This is a genomic window from Lacticaseibacillus suibinensis (genome assembly GCF_003946175.1).
GTDB classification, from domain to species: domain Bacteria; phylum Bacillota; class Bacilli; order Lactobacillales; family Lactobacillaceae; genus Lacticaseibacillus; species Lacticaseibacillus suibinensis.
Map to the genome: position 1 here is coordinate 48687 of NZ_RHOK01000005.1, position 24968 is coordinate 73654.

The 24968-nt window shown below is 54.5% G+C and carries 24 protein-coding genes and 1 riboswitch; of the genes, 5 read left to right on the forward strand and 19 right to left on the reverse strand.

All coding sequences use genetic code 11. The features are described from left to right. Positions 1–54: 54 nt before the first annotated feature. The 5 genes from yajC to ruvA form a co-directional block, all read right to left on the reverse strand. Positions 55–450: a preprotein translocase subunit YajC gene (gene yajC, locus EKM90_RS03655; RefSeq protein WP_125579779.1), complete on the reverse strand. Its 396-nt coding sequence runs from the start codon at positions 448–450 to the stop codon at positions 55–57. Between the two features lie 84 nt (positions 451–534). Next, the gene (gene tgt, locus EKM90_RS03660) at positions 535–1677 is read right to left on the reverse strand and encodes a tRNA guanosine(34) transglycosylase Tgt (RefSeq protein ID WP_125579781.1); all 1143 of its coding nucleotides are present in this window, start codon (positions 1675–1677) and stop codon (positions 535–537) included. A 360-nt stretch (positions 1678–2037) separates the two neighbouring features. After that, on the reverse strand, positions 2038–3072 hold the full coding sequence (gene queA, locus EKM90_RS03665) for a tRNA preQ1(34) S-adenosylmethionine ribosyltransferase-isomerase QueA (protein ID WP_125579784.1): 1035 nt from the start codon (positions 3070–3072) through the stop codon (positions 2038–2040). Positions 3073–3089: 17 nt separating this feature from the next. Further along, positions 3090–4088 (reverse strand): Holliday junction branch migration DNA helicase RuvB, encoded by a 999-nt coding sequence (gene ruvB, locus EKM90_RS03670; protein ID WP_125579786.1) that lies wholly within the window; start codon positions 4086–4088, stop codon positions 3090–3092. Between the two features lie 10 nt (positions 4089–4098). Further along, positions 4099–4677: a Holliday junction branch migration protein RuvA gene (ruvA, locus tag EKM90_RS03675; RefSeq protein WP_125579788.1), complete on the reverse strand. Its 579-nt coding sequence runs from the start codon at positions 4675–4677 to the stop codon at positions 4099–4101. A 196-nt stretch (positions 4678–4873) separates the two neighbouring features. On the opposite strand from ruvA, the gene EKM90_RS03680 reads away from it, so the two are divergent. Beyond that, the gene (locus EKM90_RS03680; RefSeq protein ID WP_125579790.1) at positions 4874–5470 is read left to right on the forward strand and encodes a TVP38/TMEM64 family protein; all 597 of its coding nucleotides are present in this window, start codon (positions 4874–4876) and stop codon (positions 5468–5470) included. A gap of 56 nt (positions 5471–5526) precedes the next feature. Here EKM90_RS03680 and EKM90_RS03685 read toward each other — a convergent pair whose 3' ends face one another. The 9 genes from EKM90_RS03685 to groES form a co-directional block, all read right to left on the reverse strand. After that, positions 5527–5826 (reverse strand): LPXTG cell wall anchor domain-containing protein, encoded by a 300-nt coding sequence (locus tag EKM90_RS03685; RefSeq protein ID WP_125579792.1) that lies wholly within the window; start codon positions 5824–5826, stop codon positions 5527–5529. 3 nt (positions 5827–5829) lie between these two features. Further along, entirely contained in the window at positions 5830–6798 is a 969-nt protein-coding gene (locus EKM90_RS03690) for a DUF916 and DUF3324 domain-containing protein (RefSeq protein WP_125579794.1), read from the reverse strand. Positions 6799–6887: 89 nt separating this feature from the next. Further along, a complete protein-coding gene (locus EKM90_RS03695; protein ID WP_125579796.1) occupies positions 6888–7565 on the reverse strand; it encodes a WxL domain-containing protein in 678 nt (225 codons plus the stop codon). A gap of 411 nt (positions 7566–7976) precedes the next feature. After that, positions 7977–8531 (reverse strand): Maf family protein, encoded by a 555-nt coding sequence (locus EKM90_RS03700; protein ID WP_125579798.1) that lies wholly within the window; start codon positions 8529–8531, stop codon positions 7977–7979. Beyond that, positions 8528–10447 (reverse strand): DNA mismatch repair endonuclease MutL, encoded by a 1920-nt coding sequence (gene mutL, locus EKM90_RS03705; protein WP_125579800.1) that lies wholly within the window; start codon positions 10445–10447, stop codon positions 8528–8530. The genes EKM90_RS03700 and mutL overlap by 4 nt, the downstream gene beginning before the upstream one ends. Before the next feature lie 4 nt (positions 10448–10451). After that, complete coding sequence (gene mutS, locus EKM90_RS03710; protein ID WP_125579802.1) at positions 10452–13019, reverse strand: DNA mismatch repair protein MutS; 2568 nt, start codon at positions 13017–13019, stop codon at positions 10452–10454. Between the two features lie 309 nt (positions 13020–13328). Beyond that, positions 13329–13694 carry a DUF1827 family protein gene (locus tag EKM90_RS03715; RefSeq protein ID WP_125579804.1) on the reverse strand — a complete coding sequence of 122 codons (366 nt, stop codon included), beginning with the start codon at positions 13692–13694 and terminating at the stop codon, positions 13329–13331. 163 nt (positions 13695–13857) lie between these two features. Then, positions 13858–15483 carry a chaperonin GroEL gene (groL, locus tag EKM90_RS03720; protein WP_125579806.1) on the reverse strand — a complete coding sequence of 542 codons (1626 nt, stop codon included), beginning with the start codon at positions 15481–15483 and terminating at the stop codon, positions 13858–13860. Between the two features lie 59 nt (positions 15484–15542). Beyond that, a complete protein-coding gene (groES, locus tag EKM90_RS03725) occupies positions 15543–15827 on the reverse strand; it encodes a co-chaperone GroES (protein WP_125579808.1) in 285 nt (94 codons plus the stop codon). A 170-nt stretch (positions 15828–15997) separates the two neighbouring features. Here groES and EKM90_RS03730 point away from each other — a divergent pair, with 170 nt between their 5' ends. The 3 genes from EKM90_RS03730 (at position 15998) to EKM90_RS03740 (ending at position 18401) form a co-directional block, all read left to right on the forward strand. Then, positions 15998–16627 (forward strand): CPBP family intramembrane glutamic endopeptidase, encoded by a 630-nt coding sequence (locus tag EKM90_RS03730; RefSeq protein ID WP_164507839.1) that lies wholly within the window; start codon positions 15998–16000, stop codon positions 16625–16627. Positions 16628–16724: 97 nt separating this feature from the next. Beyond that, on the forward strand, positions 16725–17801 hold the full coding sequence (locus tag EKM90_RS03735; RefSeq protein WP_125579812.1) for an LCP family protein: 1077 nt from the start codon (positions 16725–16727) through the stop codon (positions 17799–17801). Positions 17802–17870: 69 nt separating this feature from the next. Further along, a complete protein-coding gene (locus EKM90_RS03740; RefSeq protein ID WP_125579814.1) occupies positions 17871–18401 on the forward strand; it encodes a hypothetical protein in 531 nt (176 codons plus the stop codon). Between the two features lie 107 nt (positions 18402–18508). Here the strand turns inward: EKM90_RS03740 and EKM90_RS03745 are convergent, their stop codons facing one another. Next, positions 18509–19174, reverse strand: a complete 666-nt coding sequence (locus tag EKM90_RS03745; protein ID WP_125579816.1) for a redox-sensing transcriptional repressor Rex — start codon at positions 19172–19174, stop codon at positions 18509–18511. Positions 19175–19388: 214 nt separating this feature from the next. On the opposite strand from EKM90_RS03745, the gene EKM90_RS03750 reads away from it, so the two are divergent. Beyond that, positions 19389–21329 (forward strand): ABC-F family ATP-binding cassette domain-containing protein, encoded by a 1941-nt coding sequence (locus EKM90_RS03750; protein WP_125579818.1) that lies wholly within the window; start codon positions 19389–19391, stop codon positions 21327–21329. 55 nt (positions 21330–21384) lie between these two features. Here EKM90_RS03750 and tsaD read toward each other — a convergent pair whose 3' ends face one another. The 4 genes from tsaD to EKM90_RS03770 all read right to left on the reverse strand — a co-directional run bounded on the left by tsaD (position 21385) and on the right by EKM90_RS03770 (position 24563). After that, positions 21385–22407: a tRNA (adenosine(37)-N6)-threonylcarbamoyltransferase complex transferase subunit TsaD gene (tsaD, locus tag EKM90_RS03755; RefSeq protein ID WP_125579820.1), complete on the reverse strand. Its 1023-nt coding sequence runs from the start codon at positions 22405–22407 to the stop codon at positions 21385–21387. A 12-nt stretch (positions 22408–22419) separates the two neighbouring features. Further along, positions 22420–22953 (reverse strand): ribosomal protein S18-alanine N-acetyltransferase, encoded by a 534-nt coding sequence (gene rimI, locus EKM90_RS03760; protein WP_125579822.1) that lies wholly within the window; start codon positions 22951–22953, stop codon positions 22420–22422. Next, complete coding sequence (tsaB, locus tag EKM90_RS03765) at positions 22937–23659, reverse strand: tRNA (adenosine(37)-N6)-threonylcarbamoyltransferase complex dimerization subunit type 1 TsaB (RefSeq protein ID WP_125579824.1); 723 nt, start codon at positions 23657–23659, stop codon at positions 22937–22939. The genes rimI and tsaB overlap by 17 nt, the downstream gene beginning before the upstream one ends. A gap of 379 nt (positions 23660–24038) precedes the next feature. Next, complete coding sequence (locus EKM90_RS03770; RefSeq protein ID WP_125579826.1) at positions 24039–24563, reverse strand: folate family ECF transporter S component; 525 nt, start codon at positions 24561–24563, stop codon at positions 24039–24041. Positions 24564–24597: 34 nt separating this feature from the next. Next, positions 24598–24695: riboswitch (THF riboswitch) on the reverse strand. Positions 24696–24968 lie beyond the last annotated feature (273 nt).

Genomic DNA, 24968 nt, shown 5'->3' on the forward strand with positions numbered 1-24968 from the left:
GAAAAAAGCTCCCAGTGAGCGGTGGCCGCTCAACTGGAAGCTAGAGGTTGGTGCTTATTTGCTCTCGGAATCGTCCTGCTTGTCGCTGTCAGCAGGGGTATCCTCGCTGGCCGCTTCGCTATCAGCGTTGTCACTGCCAGCATCGCTGCTGGTGACATCATCGCTGCTTGGTTCGCTGTATGGCTTGTCCTCAACTGGGGCAGCCGCTGGCGTCACTGTGCGAATGGCAGACAAGCTGAAGGTCAGAAAAACGCCGTCCAGGTCCAAATCAACGGTGTTGCCGGCGCGATCGATGGAATCAATCACCCCATGCAAGCCGCCGATGGTAACAATTTTGTCGCCTTTCTTCAGGCCCTTCAGCATTTCCATGCGTTGTTGTTGCTGCTTCTTCTGGGGGCGCATCATGCCGAAGTACATGACCCCGAACATCAGCACCAATAAAATGATCATTGAAAATCCACTACTCAAAATGAATTACCTCGTTTTCTTATTTGTTCAGTAACACTGTACCAAAGAATCACCGCAATCGCTAGACTAGAAGTTCTTGGCGTCAGGCTTGAAGTAGCCGTATTCCTCAAAGAACGCTTGGCGGAACTCGTTCAGCTCATCCTTCGCGATGGCTTCTCGCACCTGCTTCATGAGATGGAGCAGGAAGTAAACGTTGTGATAACTGGCCAACCGTTCGCCAAAGGTTTCATCCGCCTTCAGCAAATGGCGGATGTAGGCCCGGGTGTAGTTGCGGCAAGCGTAGCAATCACATTGATCATCCAGCGGCGTGAAGTCGTGCGCGTACTTGGCGTTTTTCACCACCAAGCGGCCATGCGACGTCATCACGGTGCCTTTGCGGCCGATGCGAGTGGGCAGTACGCAGTCGAACATGTCAATGCCGCGCAGCACCCCATCGATCAAGGCATCTGGTGAGCCCACGCCCATCAGGTAGCGCGGTTTGGTTTCCGGCAGCAGCGGCGTGGTGAAATCAAGGACGTGGTTCATTTCCTCTTTCGACTCCCCCACTGACAAGCCGCCGATGGAATAACCTGGGAAGTCCAAGCTGACCAGGTCTTTGGCACTTTGCTGGCGCAGATCTTTGAACCCCGCCCCTTGCACGATACCAAACAGCCCTTGCGTCGCCGGATTTTGGTGCGCCTTCAAGCCGCGTTCGGCCCAGCGACTGGTGCGAGCAACACTTTTTTTGACGTAATCATAGCTTTCAAAAAACGGCGGGCACTCATCCAGGCTCATCATGATATCTGGGCCAAGGGCATTTTCGATACCAATTGCTTTTTCCGGCGAGAGGAACATTTTGGCGCCACTGATGTGGTTTTTAAAATGCACTCCTTCTTCGGTGATGTCGCGGTTTTTGGCCAACGAGAACACCTGAAAGCCACCGGAGTCAGTCAAAATCCCCTTATGCCAGTTCATGAACTGGTGCAGGCCGCCGGCTTCCTGGACGATTTCCTCGCCAGGGCGCACCCAGAGATGGTAAGTGTTGGCCAAAATGACCCCTGCCCCCATCGTTTCCAGCTCCTCAGGCGCCAGCGTTTTGACCGTGGCTTGCGTGCCCACGGGCATAAACATTGGGGTCGGGAACGTACCGTGCGGGGTGATTAACTCGCCCAGGCGCGCGCCGGAGTGTTTGTCTTGGTGAATCAAGCGGTATGAAATTGCAGGTGCCATAATGCCTCCTAGGTCGTTTCGTTGCAACAAAGTCGCGCTACGTGCTATCCTCAAGCTAGGGAATCCGCTTTTCTCGTGATCGAAATTTACGATGGATGTTCCACGCAGCGATGCGTTAAAAGAAAATCTTGGGTTGTTCGTTTTCGTAGTTGGTTGCGGATTCCCGCCGCGGACCACGTGGTGAGGCTCGGTGTGAACCGAGCCTTTTTGCGTGGGACAGCGCGGGAGCCGGTTGTAGTTGCGCTCCAGGTGGCCAACGCCGGACCGTTTAGCTACGCCAGCTGGCCCGCCACCAAAAACCAGTGGCAAACCATCTGGCTAGGCTAATCATCCGGCTAAGTGCGGCCACCTTCCGCAGCCTTATTTGTGAATATACATAGCATCGCCAAAGCTGAAGAAGCGGTACTTTTCTTCAATCGCGTGGTGGTAGGCGTTCAGGATGTTTTCGCGACCGGTGAAGGCGGCGACGAGCATGACCAGCGTGGACTTTGGCAGGTGGAAGTTGGTGATGAAGGCATCAACCAAGCGCCACTGGTAGCCGGGCTTGATGAAGATATCGGTCCAGCCGGAGTCAGGTTTGATCTGACCGTCAAACTTGGTGCCGATCGTTTCCAAGGTGCGAATCGAGGTGGTGCCGGTGGCGATGATGCGGCCGCCATTGGCTTTGACTTCGTTCAGCGTGTCCGCGGCTTCCTGAGAGAAGCGGTAGAATTCACTGTGCATCTTGTGGTCTTCAATGTTATCAACCGAAACAGGGCGGAAGGTGCCCAAGCCGACATGGAGCGTCAGGTAAACGAGCTTCACGCCTTTGTCTTTGACCTTTTGCAACAGTTCTGGAGTCCAGTGTAGGCCGGCGGTTGGCGCGGCAGCCGAGCCCATTTCCTTGGCGTAAACGGTTTGGTACATCTCAGGGTCATCGAGCTTAGCCTTGATGTATGGCGGCAGCGGGGTTTCGCCAAGCTGATCCAGAATCTCCATGAAAATGCCGTCGTAATGGAACTCGATAATGCGACCGCCGTGATCCAGTTCTTCCTTCACGGTGGCCTTCAACAAGCCATCCCCAAAGTCGATTTCGGTGCCGACCGGCGCTTTTTTGGCTGGCTTCATCAAGGTTTCCCATTGGTCGCCTTCTGTGTTGTGCAGCAGGAGCACTTCCATGTGAGCGCCGGTGTCTTTTTTCACGCCGTACAGCCGCGCTGGCATCACTCGGGTGTCGTTCATGACGACCGCGTCGCCGGGGTTCAGGTAATCCAGAATGTCGTAAAAATGCTTATCCTCATAAGCGCCAGTTTCCGCGTTCAACACCAGCAGGCGGCTGGCGTCACGTTCCTTCAGCGGCGTCTGGGCAATCAATTCATGAGGCAAATCATAGTCAAAGTCTTCGGTAGTGAGCATGTTATCCTTCCAATCATTTAATGGGTAAAGGGAATGTGCAAATGGTCATAACCCGCCGGCGTCACCATGCGGCCACGCGGCGTGCGCTTGAGAAAACCAATTTGCAGGAGATAGGGTTCATACATTTCTTCGATGGTTGCTGTTTCCTCGCCGATGTTCGCAGCGATGGTGTTCAGCCCCACTGGTCCGCCATCATAATCGCGAATCATCATGCCAAGCAGCTTGCGGTCGATGGCATCCAAACCGCGGTCATCCACTTGTAACTGAGCCAAAGCGTGATCCACCAAGGCAACATCCAAGTCGGAGTCCGCCACATCGGCAAAATCGCGAATGCGCCGCAACAAGCGGTTGGCAATCCGCGGGGTGCCTCGTGAGCGGCGCGCCACTTCCAGCGCGGCGCTGTCAGGCACCGCCATATTGAAAATCGAAGCCGAGCGCAGCACGATTTGCTTCAGCTCATCTTCGTTGTAATACTGCATGTGTTCCGTGATCCCGAAGCGGTCGCGCAGCGGCGCCGACAGCATTCCAGCTCGGGTCGTGGCACCGATCAGCGTAAACGGCGGCAAGGGAAAATGCACCGGATGCGCGGTTGGGCCTTCACCCACTACGATATCGATGTAAAAGTCTTCCATCGCTGAGTACAGCATTTCTTCGACGATTTTCGGTAAGCGGTGAATTTCATCCACGAACAGGACATCGCCTGGTTGCAGCTCATTCAGCATCGCCACCAAATCGCCCGGCTTTTCAATCGCCGGCCCCGAGGTGGTGCGAATGTGCACGCCCAGTTCGTTGGCAATCACTAAAGCCAGCGTGGTTTTCCCTAAACCAGGCGGGCCATAAAGCAGCACATGGTCCATGGCTTCTTCGCGCTTCAACGCCGCTTGAATATAGACGGTGAGCTGGGACTTCACCGCCGTTTGGCCGATGTAGTCGGCTAACTGATGCGGCCGCAGACTCAGCTCAATGGCGTCGTCATCCGGCTCAGCGTCCTTTGATACGATTCGCTCGTCTGCCACAACAATCCTCCTAGCTCAATAATTGTAACCCGCGGCGCAAATACTCATCCGTCGTCGTCGCCCCACTGGCGGTTAACGGCTTTTCTAACTTCGCCACCGCTTTGTCTGGATAGCCCAGAGCCACCAAGGCGGCCATCGCGTCCGCTAAGGCCGGGTCGACGTTTGCCATTGCCGGCGTCGGGTCGGCCTCTGGCGTCAGGTGCAGCTTGCCTTTCAGGTCCAAAATAATCTGCTGCGCGGTTTTTTTGCCAATACCAGGGAACTTCGTCAAAAAGCCCACGTCTCCGCTAGCCACGGCCTGCGCCAAGCCGGTGGTGTCGGCATTGGCCAAAATCGCCAGCGCGGACTTCGGCCCAATCCCGGTCACCGTCAGCAGCTGGTTAAAGGTTTGCTTGGCCGCTTGATTTTCAAAGCCGTACAAGGCCTGGTCGTTGTCGCGGATAATGTGCTGCACATAGATTTTGGCTTGCTGGCCAATCGTGTAAGCATAAGGGTTGCCCATCAGCAGGCGATAGCCCACGCCTTGCACATCCAGCACCACATAGCCTGGCGCGACATCAGCGACGGTGCCATTCAAGTATTCGTACATAGTGCCCTCTCTTTTCAGTACATATGTTTGCAACCCAGTTTACCATAAAAGCCGGCTTTCGCCCATGCACGCTAAGCCTGTTTTACCGGCGTTCTACGACTTAAGCCCGAGCGCCAAGTGACGAAACTGTTCGCGCGCAGTGCTAGGCAGCACTGCTTCAAGCTGATAAAATTATCCTCGAAAGAAGGTGACGCTTTTGAGCGAAACGACCTCACGCCGGCTGATCAACATTACCGCCTTGTTGAGCCTGCTGGCAATCATTGCCGTGACGATCTACTGGTATCGCATCGGGGTCTTCAAAAACCTCAGCAACCTCCAGAATTACCTCAACGGCACTGGTTTTGTTGGGCCATTGATTTTCATTGCCATTCAAATCGTTCAAGTCGTCATCCCCATCATTCCCGGCGGCGTTAGCACCGCAGCGGGGGTGCTCCTGTTCGGCCCCTGGCAAGGCTTTTTATATAACTACATTGGTATCTGTATCGGCTCGTTCATCAACTTCTTCTTGGCCCGCCGCTATGGCAAACCTTTCATTCTCCATATCGTGCCGGAAAAAGTCTTTGAAAAATACATGGCCTACGCCAAGAACCAACAGAAGTTCGACATGTTCTTCGCCGTCGCCATCATCGCGCCGATTGCACCCGACGATGTGCTGTGTCTGATTGCCGGCCTGACCCATATGAAAACCCGGATGTTCGCTTGGATCATCATTCTGGGCAAACCCATTACGATTGCGGCTTACAGCTGGGCGTTGATTTTCGGCGCGCATTGGCTCCTACGCTTGTTCGGGTAACTGAAGCCAAAATGAAAGAGGCAGTGCTTGCGTTCATGCAAGCACTGCCTCTTTGTTTACCCTATTTGTCTCAGCCGCCGCCGGTTAACCCGACGCTGATTAAGACCCAGTGCCGTCAGCAGGCCAACTCCCAGCCACACCACCAGCGCGTCCTGTGTCTCCCCAGTGGCCGGTAGCGGACCAGGCGTTGGCCGCTTGGGCGGCTGTTCCGTTGGTGCCTCCGGTGTTGGCCAGGTTGGCGGCGACGCGACGAGGGTGAAGCTTGCCGTGCTACGCATCTGATCAGCTTGCACCGGCTGCGCGGTGTAAAAGCTCAGGCCCAGCAAGGCGATTAAGAACCATCCCACTTTTTTCATAGGTCACCCCCGCTGTCTACGGCCACGCCACCAACCGAGCCCGATGCCGAGCAGCAGCACCGCGACGAGCGCAACGGCCCAAGGCCACCAGACCGGCGGGTTAACTTCCGGCGCCGGTGCTGGGGCCGCGGCGATGGCCTGCTTCAACGTGAAGTTCTTCGTCAAATGCCACTTGTAGTTGCCAGCGCTGGCGTCGATCACCAGCTGATACTCGCCTGCCGCCAAAGTTTTGGTCGGGGTGAGTTGGTAGTTAAACGCTGAAGTCGGCGCCATCGCGTAATCCGTGTTCTTTTGGGTGTAAACGGCGGTCTTCTGCCCAGCCGGCAGCACTTTCGCCTGCAACGTCATTTTGCCAAACAGCCGCGGGGCGGTGTTTTGGAGGGTCGCTTGAATGTGCTCAGTGGTGGCCTTCACGGCATCCAACTGCACCGCTGGTGGTACCAGCTTTTCGCTGGTTTGCAGCTGCACGGCTACCACCATCGCAAAAGCGTTGGTGACCGCAAAGCCACTGCCAGAAGCTTCTGCCGGTGGGGTTTCATCGCGGACATACACCGCGCCTAGGATTTGACCCGAGAAACCCTCTGCTGGCGGCTTCACCTGAAAAGTCACCTTCCGCCCCTGGTGCGCGGCCAGGGTCAGCGAGATGGGTTTCGACCCGATGGCCGTCAGTTGTAGCTTGGCAGAAACGGCTTTTTTCTGGTTCGGCGCGTATCCCACCTGACCATTGTCTTGGGTGAAAGCATTGGTCAGCTCCAGATTCAGTTGTTTATTCTGATCGGATTGATTGGCCACTGTCACTGTTAGGTTCTGGGTTTCACCCGGCTTAACTAGCAAATTGAACCAACCGCTGTCGCCACCGATTTGGTTCGCTGGCAACTCCGGCGTTACCGTGAAGCCCGCCCCTTTCGCGGCCACTGGTTGACCTGGCCAGAACAGGCCTAGCAGGAGGAAAAGCCACCACCATCGTTTCATCACCGCACCCCCTCTCGCTACAAAACTGGGGTAACTTGGCCAAAAATTAGATTCCGTCTCAGCAGAAAGAAGTAAGCCTAATTCGCTGTTTATGCACCCGGCGCATCAGCTGCTGGCTCTGCCCCGAGTGTCCATGTTACTGTAGCCTGATAAGTGCCCGCTAATGGGGCTTCATTCGAATCAAGGGTCAATTTCGCAGTCTTCAGTGTAACAGTTGTCGATCCTGTACCATCACCAGCTGGCGCATTCAGTAGATTGGCACCAGATCCAGCAATGCTATCAGTGCTCAACTTGCCGGAAAAATTGTCGCCTTTAGGATCTCCACTCAACGTTAAAGAATTGACCTTGATATTACCACCAGTATCAAATTCACCTAATTGAGCTTTGAGCACCCATCCAGCGTTAGTACCGCGATAGTCTTCAACTTGGATAAGCTTTGCCGAGTTTCCGTCGTAACCCTTCTCTCCATTATTAACAGAATCGGCAACCAAATCAAAACTATTATTGCCATCAATAAATTCCTTCACCGTTTTCTGGCCAAAGTTGAGATTTGGCACGGCCTTCAGTACTAAAGCTTCACCTTCAATATTCAACTGAGCGATACTCTCTGCGTCAACACTCTGATCCGTCTCTCCCAAAGCAAACCCATCGCCGGTAGTTGAACTAAGGTTGTTTGCTTCGGTACCTGCTGCCGACACCACAGCCGGCGCCCCTGTCGCCAATAATGCCGCAATTACACTACTAAATAACCATGTTGCTTTTTTCATCCCAAAGTCCCCCTTGAAATTACTGACTGTGTCTCTTACAAACGGTCGCCTTCCGGGCCTTACACTACCCGCATTGCAGGCAACCAACACACTAACTTACCCAAGATCAACAGTCGCTGGCCGCGGCGGGTCCAGCCTCATTCGGTGTCATTTGCGGGCCACGACCCCAGCCGTTAGCACCACCTCCTTAGTTGGCAGTCGGCACAACGCCTTGGCCAGACACCGCTCAACGCACTGGCACAGCGCGCCATTGCTTTGAGTAACGGTCATCTTGCCACCAAATGCCAAAACGCGCCAGTTATTTGCTCATGCCATTAACAATCATTTCGCGCCAATTTCGCCGCTGACTATTAATTACGCAATTACGGCGCCAAGGCACTTTAAAGCCAAAAAAAAAGCCGATTACTCGACTTATTGCTTGGCGGCTAGAACCCGCGATAATGTGCTAATCGGTAGGCCCACCACATTGTAGAAATCACCGGCAATGGCTTTGACCAACAAACCGCCTTGACCCTGAATCCCGTAACCGCCGGCCTTATCCAACGGCTCGCCGGTCGCCACGTACTCCGCAATCTCCTTGGCCGTTAACGGCCAAAAAGTCACTTCGGTGGTCACCACCGTTTGCCGCATAGTTTTATCAGGCCAGTAAACACACAGGCCGGTGTGGACTTGATGCGTCTGCCCTGACAGCGCGCTGAGCATCGCCGTCGCCGCCTCGGCCGTCTGGGGCTTGCCGAGCAGCTCACCGTTGAAAGCCACCATGGTATCCGCAGCAATCACCGTGGCACCGGGATGCTCGCGCGCCACGGCACCGCATTTGGCTGCGGCTAGCCGCTGCACATAAGCGCGCGGCGGCAGGATGGGCAAGGCCCGCTCATCAATAGCGGCCGGCATCACGGTAAAGTCAGGCACCACACGCTTGAGTAATGCTTGGCGGCGCGGCGAGTTGCTGGCTAAGATAATCATTTCGCGCCTCCGAAGCTGGTGTGGCTGTCCTGAATGCGCTTGAACATTTTTTCCAAATCTGTATTGGAAAAATGCACCAGCGTCGGCCGGCCATGCGGGCAGTTGAAGGGATTTTCGCATTCGGCTAGGTGCTTGAGCAGCGCCTCGGCTTGCGGGGCATCTAGGTGATGGTTGGCCTTGATGGCTTGTTTACAGCTCATCATGATGGCGGTTTGTTCCCGAAACGCCGCCACCGTGACATGGCCTTCATTCAGCACCCAGTCGATGATGGCGCGGACGGTTTGTTCCTCCTCGCCTTTTTTGAACCAGGTTGGATGCTGGCGCACAACAAAAGTATTTTGGCCAAAGTCTTCCAGTTCAATGCCGACCCCGGCCAACACCTCACGGCGGGCACGAATGGTCACGGCATCGCTGGCCGGATAGTCCAAGGTGATTGGCACCAGTAGCGCTTGTTCATCGCTGCTGACTTCGCCGATTTCCCGGCGCAGGCGCTCGTAATTAACCCGCTCTTGGGCGGCGTGCTGATCCAGCATGTACAAACCATCTGGTGCTTCAGCCAGCAGGTAAGTGCCGTGGACCTGACCCAGATAGCGCAGCTCGCTGGGGAACCGTTCAACCGGCTTGTCATCCCGGGTCAAATCGGGTACGACCGGTTGCGGCGCTTGTTGGTATTTCTCATCCCAAGCCGCCAGGCGGTCAGGTTCATCAAAAATCGGCCGGGCATCCAGTTCATCAATGGCGAGGCCGGTAGAGGCCCTAGTCTCAGGCGCCGCGCTCGGACGCTGTTGTTCAGGCAGCGGTGCTGGGTCTTCATGCACCATATCTGGTGCGGCCGGCTGGGGGTTGGTGACTTGGTTCAAGGCGATAGTCAGCTGGTCCATGTCCACTGGCTTGTGTTGCCGCAAGTTGTGCAAGGCATCAGGAATCAGGTTCTCTCGGCCGAGCCGCTCACGAATGGTCGTTGTCAGCAGATTGCTCAGCTGGTCTTCCTTGCTGAGACGGACTTCCTGTTTGGTGGGATGGACGTTGACATCGACCAGCAGCGGATCGAGTTCAATGTTGATCACGGCCAGTGGATAGCGCCCCACCATCAGCTTGGAGCCATAGCCGGCGATAAAGGCCTTGATGAGCTGGAAGTTTTTGATGTAGCGACCGTTGACCATCAGGCTGATGTAATTACGCGAGGCCCGGGTAGTGTCAGGCAAGCTCGTGTAGCCGGTGACTTTGAAATCCAAGTCACTGCCACTAAAATCAAGCATGCTTTTGGCCACGCCCACCGAATAAATACCGGCGATGGTTTGCTGCAAATTGCCATGACCGGCGGTTTTCATCACGAGGTTATTGCCGTTCTTCAAGGTAAAGGCGATTTCTGGGTGCGCCAACGCCAGCCGATTCACGATGTCCAGAATGTGGTTCAGCTCGGTACTTTGCGACTGGACATACTTCAGGCGGGCCGGTGTGTTGTAAAACAAATTTTTCACGCTAATCTGGGTGCCTTGGCGCAAGCCTTCCGAGTGCTGGTCAATCAGCTTGCCGCCTTGGATATGGGCAATCGTCCCCAACCCTGCCTCAGTCGCAGTGGCCAAGGTGACATCAGCGACGGCGGCAATCGACGCCAGCGCTTCACCGCGAAAGCCCAAGGTGTGGACATTGAACAAGTCGCGGGTGGTCAGGATTTTTGACGTCGCATGGCGCAGAAACGCCGTCGGCACGTCTTCAGCCTCGATGCCGATGCCGTTGTCGATGATTTGAATCAGTTTCAGCCCAGCATCTTGCACCACGACATCGACCTGGGTGGCCTTGGCGTCGATACTGTTTTCCACTAATTCTTTGACCACTGAAGCCGGACGTTCGATCACTTCCCCAGCGGCGATTTGGTTGCTCAGGGTTTCTGAGAGCTGATGAATTTTAGGCATAATCTCACTTCTTCTTTAGCTGCTTTTGCAGATCGTACAACAAATTCATGGCCTCCATCGGCGTTGCCGCCATGAGGTCAAACTTAGCTAATTTTTTCAGCACCGGACTGTCTTTGGGCTTCGGCGGCTCAGGCGCAAACAAGCTCAGCTGCGCGTCTTCCGCCGGGGCCGCAGCGGCCGGGGCTGGCTCTTGGCTGTTGTCTTCGAGTTTGGTCAAAATGGTATCCGCCCGGTTCAGCAAGCTACTTGGCAAACCGGCCAGCTTGGCGACGTGAATCCCGTAAGACTTATCCGCCGGCCCTGGCATCATTTTGTGCAAAAAGACCAGCGTACCGTTTTCTTCCACGGCACCGACATGGACATTAGCCAATTTTGGCAGGTCGTCCGCCAAGGCGGTGAGTTCGTGATAATGGGTCGAGAACAGCGTCTTGGCGTGGACATGATCATGCAGGTACTCGATGATGGCTTGGGCCAGCGCCATCCCGTCATAGGTGGCAGTGCCGCGGCCGATTTCATCGAACAAAATCAGTGAGCTGGCAGTGGCGTGACTCAACGCCGCGTTGGCTTCCAGCATTTCGACCATGAAGGTACTTTGGCCATTAGCCAAGTCGTCTGCGGCGCCGATGCGGGTATAGATTTGATCAAAAATCGGCATGCTGGCGTCATCCGCCGGTACAAAGGAACCAGCCTGGGCCATGATAACGGTTAAGGCCAGCTGGCGCATGTAGGTGCTTTTCCCAGACATGTTCGGCCCGGTGATGAGCAGAATATCCGTGTCCTTGTCCATCACGACATCGTTAGGGATGTACTTGGCTTCCCCCAACACCTGCTCCACCACCGGATGGCGGCCGCCATGAATGGCCAGGTCGTGACTACCGGCGTGCATCGCTGGCCGGACGTAATGGTCGTTTTCTGCGACCACGGCAAAACTCTGTAGGACATCCAGCGCGGCGATCTGGGCCGCCAACTTCTGCAGGCGCGCGATTTGGTCTTTAACCTGACCGCGAATGGTCTGAAACAAATCGTATTCCAGGCCGGTGGCGCGTTCTTCGGCTTCCAAAATCGTGCTTTCCTTGGCCTTCAGCTCTGGCGTGGTAAACCGCTCGGCGTTGGTCAGGGTTTGTTTGCGCTCGTAGCGGTCTTCTGGGACCTTGTCGAGCTGACTATTGGTGACTTCGATGTAGTAGCCAAACACCTTGTTGTAGCGAATGCGCAGGTTGTGAATGCCAGTAGCTTGGCGTTCTGACGCTTCCAAATCGGCAATCCACTGCTTGGAATTGGCCATGGCATCCCGGTATTCATCCAGCTTGGCATCATAGCCGCGCATGATCACCCCGCCATCGGTGACGGAAATCGGGGGTTCCGGTTCAATGGCGCGCCGAATCAGGCCGGCCACATCCGCTACGGGGTCGATGGCTTTCAGCAGCGCAGTAAAACTGCCATCATCCAGTTTTTGGAGCACAGCCTGCACTGTTGGCACTTGGTCGAGGGAAGTTTGAAGCTGGATCAAATCACGGCCATTGACTGTCCCAAACGCCACTCGGCCAGCGAGGCGCTCCAAATCATAGACTTTGGTCAGACGTTCTTGCAGCTCGCTGCGTTCAAAATAATGATCCAGTAAGTCTTGAACCTGATTTTGCCGGGCTAAAATGGCGTTCAAATCCAGCAACGGCCGGTCCAGCCACTGCTTCAGCAAGCGGCCGCCCATCGCAGTTTTGGTTTTATCCAGCACGGCCAGCAAGGTGTCGCCTTTGCGGCCGGTGCGACTGTTTTTGATGATGTCCAAGTTGGTGCGGGCATCCTGGTCCATTTCCAAATAAGCTGCCGGTTCATAGTAGACCGCCTTTTGGATATGCGCTAGGCTGCGTTTTTGCGTGGTGAGCAGATACTGCATCAGCATCGACACCACCTGCACCGCCAGTTGGTCAGTCAAGTCTTGACTGACGTAGCTGGCTTCCGCGGAGACCACGGCATCGGCTTTTGACAGGAGGCGCTCGCCCTGGCCCAGCAGTTTCTCATCTTCTGCGCTCAGTTCATTTGGCACGACAATTTCACGAGTACCTAACGCTGCCAGCTCATTTTGCAAGGTGAAGCGATTGCTCAGCACCGTCACCTTGAATTCGCCTGTCGATAAGTCGGCATAGGCCATGCCGTAACGGCCAGCTGCCGGCACCACCGCGGCGAGGTAATTGTTGGACTTGGCCTCGCCGATTTTGACATCCATCTTGGTGCCAGGCGTGACCAGCTGAATGACTTCGCGCTTGACCATCCCCACCGCTTTTTTGGGGTCTTCCATTTGCTCACAAATGGCGACCTTGTAGCCGCGGTCAACGAGAATGTCGATGTAGCTTTGGGCAGCGTGATGCGGCACCCCACACATGGGAATGGGGTTTTCCGCATTCTTGCTGCGAGCGGTCAAAGTCAGCTCCAGAATTTGCGAGCCCTTGATGGCGTCATCGTTGAACAATTCATAAAAGTCGCCAATGCGATAAAACAAAAACGCATCAGGATATTGATCTTTGACGGCCTGATACTGCTGCATCATCGGCGTCATACTGGTTTGCTTGGCCATGGTTTACTCCCTCACTCCAAATCGTTACCTATCATTTTAACACTAACTTCAGCGCTTGCGGACAGTGCCTCAGCCCACCAAAAAAGCGTGTAGGGAACGCCGCGCCCACTCAAGTCACGCCAAAGGTGAAGGCAGAGTTACTTGCCAAAAGGCCGGAGCCGAGCCTGTAGCAACGCCATCGACCAAGCCCAAGGAACGGGCTAGGCCAATGGCGTGACGACCTGTCGGCTCCAAAACCGCCTTTTGCCTCAGCCCACCAAAAAACGCCAAGTTCCCGCTTGGGAGCTTGGCGCCGCGATTGGTTGAAAGCTAGCTCGCATCAGCCGAAGATAGCGGCTTTTCGATGATGACCAGGTCTTTCACGCGGATTTTCTTATGCAAATCGCCTTCGATTTCGGCTTTGGCCGAGTGGCTGATTTTGAGCGTTTGCGGATCGTCATTGGGCAACAGTTTGCTCAAGACAAAATCGACTTCGGTTTGCTTAATGTTGCGATGTTCATGGGTCATCACAATGTCCAGCTTATCAAACGCTTCAATCGAGTACACATGCACGGAGCCGAGCGTATAGAGACGGAACGTTTTCACATTGCTCTTACCGTACAGATACCGCATGGTGTAAGGCAAAGACTTGTGCAAACTAAAGTTCAGACGAATCGGATTTTCAATCAATTTCATACGAATCAGCTCCTTTTCCCGTTTTATTTTACCACGCTGACCCCTGCCCGCGCATGTCTGACGCCGGCTACAGGCAAAAAAACAGTGACTCGCTCATTGCGAGTCACCGTTCTTGATAGTCGCGCTCCAAAAGGCCCGAGCCTTTTGTCGCAGCCTTGTTAGATTACATCATGCCGCCCATGCCAGTCGGGTCTGGTTGAGCTGGCGCAGCGGTCTTTGGTTCTGGCTTGTCAGCTACAACCGCTTCCGTGGTCAGCAGCAAAGCAGCAACTGATGCCGCGTTTTGCAAAGCAGAACGGGTCACCTTAGTTGGGTCGATGATGCCGGCTTCAGCCAAGTCTTCCCATTCGCCGGTAGCAGCGTTGAAGCCAAAGCCTGTCTTTTCGTGCTTCAGGCGCTCAACAATGACGGAGCCTTCCAACCCAGCGTTCGTGGCAATCTGACGAACAGGTTCTTCCAAAGCACGCAGGACAATGTTGATCCCGGTTTGGACGTCGCCGTCTTCCTTCAGGTCTGCCACTGCCTTAGCAGCGTTGACCAAAGCAACACCACCACCAGCAACGTAGCCTTCGTCAACCGCAGCACGGGTAGCGTTCAAGGCATCTTCAATGCGATACTTGCGTTCCTTCAGTTCGGTTTCCGTAGCGGCCCCAACGCGGATTACGGCAACACCGCCGGCCAACTTAGCCAAGCGTTCCTGCAGCTTCTCCTTGTCAAAGTCAGAGGTGGTTTCGTCGATTTGCTTGCGGATGGTGGCCACGCGTTCAGCAATGGCATCCTTGTCGCCAGCGCCTTCAACAATCGTGGTGTTGTCCTTGGTCACGGTCACCTTGCCGGCTTGGCCAAGCTGGTCGATCTTGGTATCCTTCAGATCCAGACCCAAATCGCCAGTGATGACAGTAGCGCCAGTCAAAGCAGCGATGTCTTCCAGTTGAGCCTTACGCCGATCGCCGAAGCCAGGGGCCTTAACAGCAACGACATTGAAGGTCCCACGAATCTTGTTGAGGACCAAGGTTGGCAAAGCTTCACCGTCAACGTCGTCAGCAATAATCAAGAGGGCCTTACCTTGTTGCACGATTTCTTGCAGCAAAGGCAGGATGTCTTGGATGTTGGAAATCTTCTTGTCAGTGATCAAGATGTAAGGATTGTCGAGGTCAGCTTCCATCTTGTCGTTATCGGTCACCATGTACTGGGACAGGTAGCCGCGATCGAACTGCATCCCTTCAACGACAGAAAGCTCGGTTTGAATCCCTTTGCCTTCTTCAAGGGTGATAACGCCGTCGTGACCGACTTTTTCCATCGCGTCAGCAATCAAATCGCCGACTTCTGGACTGGAAGAAGAAACAGACGCAACCTGCGCGATTTCCTTCTTGCCGTTGACCTTATGGGAAATCTTGTGCAATTCATCAACCGCAGTCTTCGTTGCTTCTTCGATCCCCTTGCGGATGCCAACAGGGTTAGCACCGGCGGTCACGTTCTTCAGACCTTCACGAATGATGGCTTGGGCCAAAACCGTCGCGGTGGTGGTCCCATCACCGGCGATGTCGTTGGTCTTGGTTGCGACTTCAGCAACCAACTTGGCCCCCATGTTTTCGTAGTGGTCTTCTAATTCGATGCTCTTGGCGATGGTCACACCATCATTGGTGATTTCTGGAGCACCGTAAGACTTGTCCAAAACCACGTTGCGACCTTTAGGCCCAAGAGTGGTTTTAACGGTATTTGCTAACTTGTCGACGCCTTCCAGCATGGAGCGGCGGGCATCTTCACCAAACTTAATTTCTTTTGCCATTTGTGTCTTTCACCTCATATATAGTTTAGTTAATGACTAGCAGGAGCAAAGGTTCTTGCTTACTCAACGATGGCCATGATGTCCTTTTCGTGCAGGACCAAGTAATCGTCACCGTCATATTTCACTTCGGAGCCGGCATACTTATCGTACAGGATCGTGTCGCCTTCCTTGACGCTCAGTGGCAGCCGCTTGCCTTCTGGTGTAACGCCGCCTTCGCCAACGGCCACAATCTTACCTTGTTGTGGCTTTTGCTTAGCGTTGTTGGCCAGGACGATACCGCCAACGGTTTCTTCCTCGTCTTCAACGACTTTGACGATCACGCGATCTCCTAATGGTTTTAACAAAGCGATCCCTCCATACATGTTTAAGTTTGTTTTAGCACTCTTATGCCTTAAGTGCTAACTACAATAGATACTATAACCAGTTTCGGTTGCGAATGCAACCCTTTTACCCCACTCTGTTATACTTGGTGAAAAGAACGGCTCACACGGGTTCATTGAAGGAGGCACCTTTCTTGTCACTGAAAAAACATGCTGCACAAATCCTCGGCCTCTACGTGGGGCTGCTAGTGCTATCGCAGTTAGCCCTTGCCTTTTTGCCAGGCCAAGCCGGGCTGTGGCTGATCATCGGCCTCGGCATCGTGGCAGCAATCTGGGCCTGGCGCTGCGACCGCCAGCTGGTGGTTGCTAACGCCATTGAAACCCCCGGCGTGGCCGGCGCCCAAAGTCGCGTTATCTGGGGAGTAACCGGCATTGCCATTGTCCTGGTGATCCAGCTGCTCGGCACTTGGCTGGAGAACCTGCTGTTTCACACCGCCGCGCCGACGTTAGCTCAGGCCACCACCACGCTGCATACCTTGCCGCTTTACGCGCTAGTGCTGATTGTCATCTGGCCGCTACTGGAAGAATTGGCCTTTCGCCGCGTGATTTTTGGCAATTTGGCCGGCGTCATCGGCACATTCGGCGCCGCGCTGCTGTCTGGCTTACTGTTTGCCTTAGCTACCGACCCGGCACATTGGCTCACCGCCACATTGGTCGGCATTGCCTATGCCTATCTGTATCGCCAAACCGGCAGCGTCGAAACCCCGCTGATTGCCCATATTGGCATGCTGGCCTTGACCCTAGGGTACGCGTTCGTCCATTAACCCTGCAATCATTAAGCCTGCTTTAAATTCGCGAGCAAATTAGTGCGTTTCATCAAAATATTTCTACAATAGAAAAAAACGAAAGCCGAGGACCCTTATGGATAGTCGCGTTAACCGCCGGAGCAACCGCCCCCGTCGGCCCTTACTCAAAATCTTGTTGCTTATCATCACCACGCTGTTAGTGGGCGCTGGCGCTTATGGGCTGCGGCTCTATTCCCAAGCTAAGTATGCCGTCGATTCCACTTACCATGGCATCGGCACCGAAGATGGCGACCAAAGTCAAGTGGCGGCAACCATTAAGGCCAAGAAGCCCTTTGCGATTTTGCTGCTGGGCGTGGATACCGGTGCCTTGGGCCGCAGTGAAACCGGCCGCTCTGACACAATGATCGTGGCAGTGGTCAATCCCAAGAAGAAGACCACGACCATGGTTTCCATCCCCCGCGACACGGCAGCGAAGATGATTGGCACCAAGTCGTTCAACATGCAGAAAATCAATGCCGCTTACGAAATCGGCGGCTCCAAAATGGCGGTGAACACCAGCAGTAGCTTGGTCAACGTGCCGATCAAGTATTACTTAACCGTCAACATGGGCGCCTTGGAAAAAATCGTTGATGCGGTGGGCGGCGTTGACGTCAATGTCGCGTTCTCCTGGTCGGACCCTAAAGTCGGCAATTACAAGTTCACCAAAGGCAAAATGCATCTGAATGGTGCCGAAGCTTTGGCTTACGCTCGCATGCGTCATCAAGATCCTAAAGGTGACTATGGCCGTCAAGAACGCCAGCAACAAGTGATCAAAGCCATTGTTAAAAAGGCCCTGTCCACCGACACCTTGAAGAACTTCGATAAGCTGCTGAAAACCGTTTCGAGCAACATGCGCACCAACTTGTCCTTTAACGACATGATGGCACTGGCCACGAACTATCGCAGTGCGGCCAAAAAGATTACTTCCACCACCCTGCAAGGGCATGACGCTTGGGTTTATCCTGGGCCTTCGTCTTACCAGATTCCATCTACCACCGAACTGCAGCGCGTTTCTGATCTCCTGCGCACGGCACTGGGCCTGCAAACTGAAACCCTGACCAACCAGAACGTCCGCGAAAACAATGCCAATACCAATTTCAATTTTGACAATGCCACGGCCCAAACCTACGTGCTATATAATCCGGATCTATAAGGCTAAGCCCGCCAGCGTGCGGGCTTTTTTGTCATCACGCACGACCCCCTAGATTAAAAGGAGCAAACCATGGCACGACTGCAGGCCCATCGGAAAATGCTATCGATTATCACAGCAGTGACCTCTCTGGTTTTACTGGAGTTGACCTTACTCACGGTCATTCCCTTGCCTTTTCCGACCCCGGATATCACCTCAACAGAGCAGATTATGACTTTTCAATGGGCGCCGAGGCTGGGCACGGCAGCGTTTGTGGCACTAGCCGGCTCGCTACTGCTGTTCTTTCTCAGCCTTACCTTGTTTCGGCCCCGACTAGCGAAAGCGACAGGTTTCGCTGGGGTCATATTAACCCTCGCGCTGACCCTGATGCTTACCCCGACACTGACAAGCTTTGATGGCGTCGTCACGGGCAACGATTTCTCAACGATCACGGTCAAACTAACCGATGCACATATGACAGGCAAAGTGTTCAGTTTGGAGCAGCCGGGCAAGACCCGACCGGCGAATTTGTCGATTGGCACCCCTGTCACGGTCAAAACCTGGATTATCTTTCCCGTTTTTAAGCACTCATCATTCCAGCCTCGAGCGATTATGGTGAGATAACCGGCCACCAGCCTAGCCTTCATGGCAAAGCGGCGGGCTCGATTGGAATGGCTCTTGGTTGGCATCGGGATTCAAAAACGACCCGCTAAACGGGTCGTTTTGTTGGCTTATTCAATATCGTCTTCGTCTGTATCCTTCAGGGTTGGGCCGTAGTGATCCAGGAAGTAAATCAGGGTCTGCAGTTCGGTCGCCAAATCGACGTTTTGCACCCGCACATAACTTGGCACCGAAATCCGCAGCGGCGTGAAGTTCATGATGCCTTTGATGCCAGCCGCCACCAGGTTATCGGTGATGCCTTGTGCCGCATCGGTTGGCACCGTCAAAATGACGATTTCGATTTGTTGCTCCTTGAGCTGTTTCACCAGTTCAGACATCGGATAAATCGGCACGCCACTTTGGATGGTGCCAGCCAGCGCTGGATTGACGTCAAACCCAGCCGAAATACGGATGTTATTCGCCTGACGGAAGTTGTAATTCAACAGCGCGTGGCCTAGATTCCCCACCCCAACCAAAGCGACGTTGGTGAGGCGGTCTTGATTCAGGATTTTTTTAAAAAACTTCAGTAGGTCCATGACATCGTAGCCATAGCCCCGTTTGCCCAACGCCCCAAAGTAGGAGAAGTCGCGGCGAATGGTCGCGGAATCCACTTTGACGGCTTCGGAAAGTTCGGTTGATGACACTTTGGTCGTCCCGGAATTGGCGAGAAAGTTCAGGTACCGGTAGTAAAGCGGCAGGCGCTTTGCCGTTGCCTTGGGAATAATGGTTTCAGCCATATGATGAATCCTCCTCGATCTCTGCCGCATTACTTTGTGAAATATACGGCATGCTTTCTATTTGATAGTAACTGCTTTTTCCTTTGGAAGCAAGCAAAGTCGCTTTGCTTGTTCAATTTATTTCACGAACCCAGGCCGGGCGCAGTGGCGCAATATGGTACACTGGAGCTATGTATGCTTGCTGCAGCAAGCGCAACGACAGGAGGTTCCACGCATGATTATCATGCAAGCTCAAGGAGTCGGCCGCACCTTCAACGGCAACGACCTATTCACCGGCATCAATCTCGAGGTCCAAACCGGCGCCCGCATCGGCCTGGTGGGCCCCAATGGCGTCGGCAAAACCACGCTATTAGAGATTCTCGCCGGCCTTAATCCCCCAGATGACGGCCAGGTGACGTTGGCACATGACGTTTCGATTGGCTATCAGGCCCAGGATTCAGGGCTAGATTCTGACCGCGGGATTTTTGATGAAATGCTGACGGTGTTCACGCCGCTGATCAAGATGGAGCAGCGGATGCATGAGTTAGAAGCCAAAATCGCTGATCCCGCCCTGGCCAAGGATCAGGCGGCCTTTGACCAAACCATGGCGCAATATGATCAAATTCAGCATGACTTCCAGGCGGCTAACGGCTATGGCTACCGCGCTGAAATTCGCGGGGTGCTGCATGGCTTCCAGTTCCCGGAATCCGTGTTCGACCATAAAATCAAAACCCTTTCCGGCGGCGAACGCGCCCGCCTCGCGCTGGCCAAGTTGCTGCTGGAAAAGCACGACCTGCTGATTTTAGACGAGCCCACCAACCACTTGGATATCGATACCCTGACCTGGCTGGAAGGTTATTTAAAAGGCTACAGCGGTGCGATTTTAACGGTCAGCCATGACCAGTACTTCCTCGATCATGTTGTGTCCGAGATTTATGAATTGACGGCGACCATGACCATCCACTACACCACCAATTACACCGGCTACCTCAAGCAAAAGGCCGACAACAAAGCGCTGGCGTGGAAGGCCTACAATAAGCAGCAAGAGGAAATTCAGAAGCTGCAAGAATTCGTCGACAAGAACATTGTCCGCGCTAGCACGACGAAGCAGGCACAGGCCCGGCGCAAGCAGCTGGAGAAAATGGTGCGACTGCCGCGCCCTAGTGGCGCCGAGAAAACCGTCCACTTCCGCTTCTCCGCAGAAAAAACCAGTGGCAACGAGGTGCTCAAGGTGCAAACCGCCACGGTGGGCTACGAACCCAGTGCCCCAATGGCTGGCCCGATTTCGTTTCAGGTCAACAAAGGTGACCGCATCGCCGTGATTGGTCCCAATGGCGTCGGCAAGTCGACACTGCTGAAAAGTGTGCTCGGCCAAATTCCATTTCTGGCTGGCTCGGCCAAGTTCGGCACCAATGTCACCACCGGTTACTATGACCAGGACCAGCATCAGCTCCACTGGGACAAAACCGTCATCAACGAAATCTGGGATGAGCATCCCTTGATGACCGAGCAAAGCGTCCGCGCTGCCTTGGCCGCCTTCTTATTTGATGCCAACGATATCGAAAAACGCGTCGGTGATTTGTCCGGTGGGCAAAAAGCCCGACTGGAATTAACCAAGCTGTCACTCAAGCATGACAACTTCCTGATTTTGGATGAACCGACCAACCACTTGGATATCAACTCCAAGGAAGTGCTAGAGGACGCACTGGCTGATTTTGACGGTACCGTGCTGTTCGTTTCCCATGACCGGTACTTCATCAACGAGCTGGCCACCAGCATTGTGGCCATCAGTCCTGACGGCTCGGATCTCTACTTGGGTAACTGGGATTACTACCAGGAAAAGCTGGCTGAAGTTGAAGCCGCTAAGGCCGAACAAGCTGGCCCTGAAGCAACGCCAACCGCCAGTGGCGCCGCCGTCGACTACCAACAAAGCAAGCAAAATCAGCGTGAAGTCCGCAAACTGCAACGCGAAGTCGAGAAGCTGGAAACCCAGCTCGATGATCTCGCCCAAGCGGCCACCGACATTCAGACTGCCATGACCGCCCCAGCAGCGCTTAGTGATTACGTCGAAATGCAAAAGCTGCAAGCCAAGCTGGAAGCCAACCAAAAAGCCACCAGCGACACCGAAGAAGCTTGGGCTGAAGCCAGCCAAAAGCTCGAAGATCTGGAAAGTTAGGCATTCACAGGCAAGCGAAAGGCCGTTCTCCCCAAGCGGGAAAACGGCCTTTTGGTTAGGCGCGGGCAAAGTTTAAGTTAGGCACGGCGTTAAGCGTTTCATCAGCGAAATGCTGCTTGGCTAGCTCGATATGCGCAGCAGCACCAATCATCGCGGCGTTATCGCCGGTCAGCCGGACCGGTGGAATCACCACATCCACCTCAGGAAACTGAGTCGCCAGCGCGGCCGTCATTGCTTCGCGCAGGCCCTGGTTGGCCGCCACACCCCCAGCAATCACCAGCTGTGAAACTGGATGCTCACGCAGAGCTTGCATGGTTTTGTCCACCAGCACATCCACCACCGCCGCTTGGAAACTGGCAGCGAGGTCATTGCGGTCTAAGGTTTCGCCGAGTTGATCGGCGTGGTGCACGGTGTTGATAAACGCCGACTTCAAACCACTAAAGGAAAAGTCCAAGTTGGCTTCCCCATCCATCGCGCGGGGAAAGTGGAACGTATCGTGCCCCAAATGGGCCAAGCGGTCGACTTCCTTACCGGCCGGATAAGTGATGCCCAGCACCCGACCGATTTTGTCGTAAGCCTCACCGGCGGCATCGTCGCGGGTTTCGCCAATAATGGCAAACTCCCCTGGCGCGGTCACCATCACCAGTTCGGTGTGACCGCCCGACACCATCAGCGCCAGCAGCGGATAGACCAGCGGCTTCACAAACCGCGCCGCATAAATATGGCCAGCCATGTGGTTCACCGGAATCAGGGGCAAATGGTGCGCATAAGCTACCGTTTTGGCGGCAGTAACCCCAATCAGCAAGGAGCCGACTAGCCCTGGCCCATAGGTCACCGCCACGGCAGTCAGGTCCGCATAAGTGACCTTGGCTTCTGCCAAGGCGAGATTGATGCAGTCAGTAATCTGCTCCACATGATGGCGGCTGGCCACTTCTGGCACCACGCCGCCGAAGCGTTTGTGGGAGTTGATTTGGGTCGCAATGATGTTGCTCAAAATCGTGACGCCATTTTCCACCACTGCTACCGAGGTTTCGTCGCAGCTGCTTTCAAAAGCTAAAATTAGTTCGCGCTCGCTCATCGTTGTTCCTTTCTAATCTAACGGCTTGGTCATGTCCATCGCATCCGCATGCGTGGCAATGTAATAACCTTTTTTGATGGCGCCGTCGGTAAAGCCCAATTTATGATACAAATTCTGCGCCACCAGATTGTCGGTGCGCACTTCCAGCGTCATTTTGGCGCTGCCGAGTTCATAAGCCTTGGCCAGCATCACCTGCATCAGTGCTTCGCCAATGCCTTGACCTTGATTAGCCGGCGCCACGGCGATATTGGTGATATGCGCCTCATCTTTGCCGAACCAGCAGCCGACGAAGGCCACCATGACCCCATTGGCGGTCAGCACCAGATACAAATTACGCTGCACCTTCCGCAATTCGGATAAAAACGCGATCCGATCCCACGGGGTATCGTGGTAAATGGCTTTTTCAATCGTCAACGCCTCATCGATATCGAGGTTGGTCATACGGCGCAATTCAAACTGGCGGCCTTTGATGACCAAAGGCTGCGCCGGAAATCTTAATTCAGTGGGTGGTTCATGGTCGAACCATTGCTTAAACTTTCTCAACATAAGGTGCGTGCCCCTTATCGTCATGGGTCTTCAGCCAGTTTGTTTCCGCCTCAGTCAGCCGCAAATAACGCGGGACAAAGGTGGCCGGTGGCACCGGCGCCGCATGTTGGCCCAGCAGCGCCAAGCGGCCTGCTTGCGGCAGGGCCGATACGGCATCAACAAAATGAGCTTGGGCGCCAAGCCGCGCTTTGATCGCGTCGCGGAACTTGGCCACATCGCCGCCAATGAAGGTGACCGGCTGCTTCAGCAAGGCCAGCTCGGCCAGCAGTTGATCCAGAGCGACGTGCCGATCGGCGGCCACGTTGATGAGCGCCCCGTCCAGCCATTGGTACATGCCGGCAAACACGTTCTGGCGCCGGGCGTCCATCAGCGGCACGATGAGGTCTTTGGTCCGCAGTGCCCCCGCTGCCAGCGTGGCCAGGCTGGAGATGCCGACCAGCTCTAGCTGCAAGGTGTCAGCTAGCGTTTTAGCGGTGGTCACAGCGATGCGCAAACCGGTGTAGGAGCCTGGGCCGTCAGCGACCACCACGCGGTCCAAAGCTTCAGGCGTCAAGGCGCTAAGCTGGAGCAGGTGGTCAATGGTCGGCAGCAGCTGTTCGCTGTGCGTCTTTTTGCGGTTCAGGGTCATTTCTGCGAGCACTTGCCCGTCCACCATCACTGCAACGCTCATTGCCTGGTTGGACGTGTCCAGCGCCAGAATCTTCATCTTGTCGGCCTCCGTTTCTAATGGTTCCTATTCTACCATTGTCGTTGAAAATTGGAAAAGTTGGGGTTAAGAGTTAACTGCCGGGTCGGCCAGCCTCCGCCGCTAGGGGCTGGAACGTGGTGGCCAGCGCTTCGAGCCTCGCGTTGCGAGTCTTGAAGTCGCGGCTTGTTCTAAGCCAACAAGTTGGCTAAGAACAATTTCACCACTGAGCCCCTAGCGGCTCCGGCTGGCCGGCGCTACGTTAACGTTATCGCACCCCTATCGCTTGTAGCTGAAGGATTCCCAACAGGATTTGCCGATCATCATTTGTAACATGAAGGACTTTACCTCACCCATCAAAAAAGAGGCCAGTTGTTCTGGCCTCTTCGACTTTCATACCTTATGCGTGCAGACTCGGTTGTACCCGCTCCAAGGTCTTTAAGACGGTGAAGGTGAGGAACCATTGGATGGGGATCATCACGAGGTTCTTGATGGTGCGTTGCACGATGATTCCTTGCCAAGGGGTGCCGAGCAGGTCGATCCACCAGGTGTTGAGCCAGATGTTGACAATCAGTACCACTAGCACAACTGGAATCAACACCCGCCACCAGGTGACTTTGTGGCCGTGCAGGAACATGCCGTAGATCAGCGCCGCGATGATGGCGTTCAGGGTGAACAAAGGAAAATTCATGCCCCCGCCTAAAATCGTGCCGACTTGATCGGCCAGCGCGGCGTCAACCGCTGCTAACACCGGACCGAGGTAATAGCCCATCAGCGTGGTGGCGAGAAATGCGATGCCAAACTGCAGAAACGAAGGGCCAAACATAAATCGCTTCAAAATCAGCGATAACGCGAACAACAGCCCCATATACACAATCGTGCGACTGGCCTTCATTTTGGGGCCAGAAAAAGAAATAACATCCATGACGACAATCTCCTTTGAGGAGACGCCTAATTGCTCAGGCGAATGCGGCACCAACATCGCGATCCACTTGATCTTCGTCCACCGTTCACATTCCGTTCCGGCGGCACTTGACGCGTTGATGCCTACTCCTAGATTTTTGGTACTCCTCCAGCATACTTGGTTTTCTGGAAAACGCAACATTGCTCAAAAGATAATTTTCATGGTGGGATTATGAGAAAACTCACACGAAACTTTTCCCTATTTCCTGCTGGTTGCCAAACCGCTTTTAACCAGCGGCGGCTAATATTGGTCTTTGTAACCAAGCGTTACAGCCTCCGCCCAGAGGCATTGAGCCACCGTCTGCCCTGACGGTGGTTTTTTTGTTGCCCAGTGGTTGCATCTTACGGAGGCGCCGCTTAAGCTAAA

Excerpts from the sequence above, each read along its gene's own strand:
- groL (WP_125579806.1), bottom strand. The coding sequence starts at position 15,483 with ATGGCAAAAGAAATTAAGTTTGGTGAAGATGCCCGCCGCTCCATGCTG.
- EKM90_RS03745 (WP_125579816.1), bottom strand. The coding sequence starts at position 19,174 with ATGGCTGAAACCATTATTCCCAAGGCAACGGCAAAGCGCCTGCCGCTT.
- tsaD (WP_125579820.1), bottom strand. The coding sequence starts at position 22,407 with ATGAGCGAGCGCGAACTAATTTTAGCTTTTGAAAGCAGCTGCGACGAA.
- mutL (WP_125579800.1), bottom strand. The coding sequence starts at position 10,447 with ATGCCTAAAATTCATCAGCTCTCAGAAACCCTGAGCAACCAAATCGCC.
- ruvA (WP_125579788.1), bottom strand. The coding sequence starts at position 4,677 with ATGTACGAATACTTGAATGGCACCGTCGCTGATGTCGCGCCAGGCTAT.
- EKM90_RS03685 (WP_125579792.1), bottom strand. The coding sequence starts at position 5,826 with ATGAAAAAAGTGGGATGGTTCTTAATCGCCTTGCTGGGCCTGAGCTTT.
- EKM90_RS03740 (WP_125579814.1), top strand. The coding sequence starts at position 17,871 with ATGGCACGACTGCAGGCCCATCGGAAAATGCTATCGATTATCACAGCA.
- EKM90_RS03695 (WP_125579796.1), bottom strand. The coding sequence starts at position 7,565 with ATGAAAAAAGCAACATGGTTATTTAGTAGTGTAATTGCGGCATTATTG.
- tsaB (WP_125579824.1), bottom strand. The coding sequence starts at position 23,659 with ATGAAGATTCTGGCGCTGGACACGTCCAACCAGGCAATGAGCGTTGCA.
- EKM90_RS03735 (WP_125579812.1), top strand. The coding sequence starts at position 16,725 with ATGGATAGTCGCGTTAACCGCCGGAGCAACCGCCCCCGTCGGCCCTTA.
- yajC (WP_125579779.1), bottom strand. The coding sequence starts at position 450 with ATGATCATTTTATTGGTGCTGATGTTCGGGGTCATGTACTTCGGCATG.
- EKM90_RS03715 (WP_125579804.1), bottom strand. The coding sequence starts at position 13,694 with ATGAAATTGATTGAAAATCCGATTCGTCTGAACTTTAGTTTGCACAAG.
- EKM90_RS03700 (WP_125579798.1), bottom strand. The coding sequence starts at position 8,531 with ATGATTATCTTAGCCAGCAACTCGCCGCGCCGCCAAGCATTACTCAAG.
- queA (WP_125579784.1), bottom strand. The coding sequence starts at position 3,072 with ATGCTCACTACCGAAGACTTTGACTATGATTTGCCTCATGAATTGATT.
- rimI (WP_125579822.1), bottom strand. The coding sequence starts at position 22,953 with ATGTTGAGAAAGTTTAAGCAATGGTTCGACCATGAACCACCCACTGAA.
- mutS (WP_125579802.1), bottom strand. The coding sequence starts at position 13,019 with ATGGCCAAGCAAACCAGTATGACGCCGATGATGCAGCAGTATCAGGCC.
- EKM90_RS03770 (WP_125579826.1), bottom strand. The coding sequence starts at position 24,563 with ATGGATGTTATTTCTTTTTCTGGCCCCAAAATGAAGGCCAGTCGCACG.
- tgt (WP_125579781.1), bottom strand. The coding sequence starts at position 1,677 with ATGGCACCTGCAATTTCATACCGCTTGATTCACCAAGACAAACACTCC.
- EKM90_RS03690 (WP_125579794.1), bottom strand. The coding sequence starts at position 6,798 with ATGAAACGATGGTGGTGGCTTTTCCTCCTGCTAGGCCTGTTCTGGCCA.
- EKM90_RS03750 (WP_125579818.1), top strand. The coding sequence starts at position 19,389 with ATGATTATCATGCAAGCTCAAGGAGTCGGCCGCACCTTCAACGGCAAC.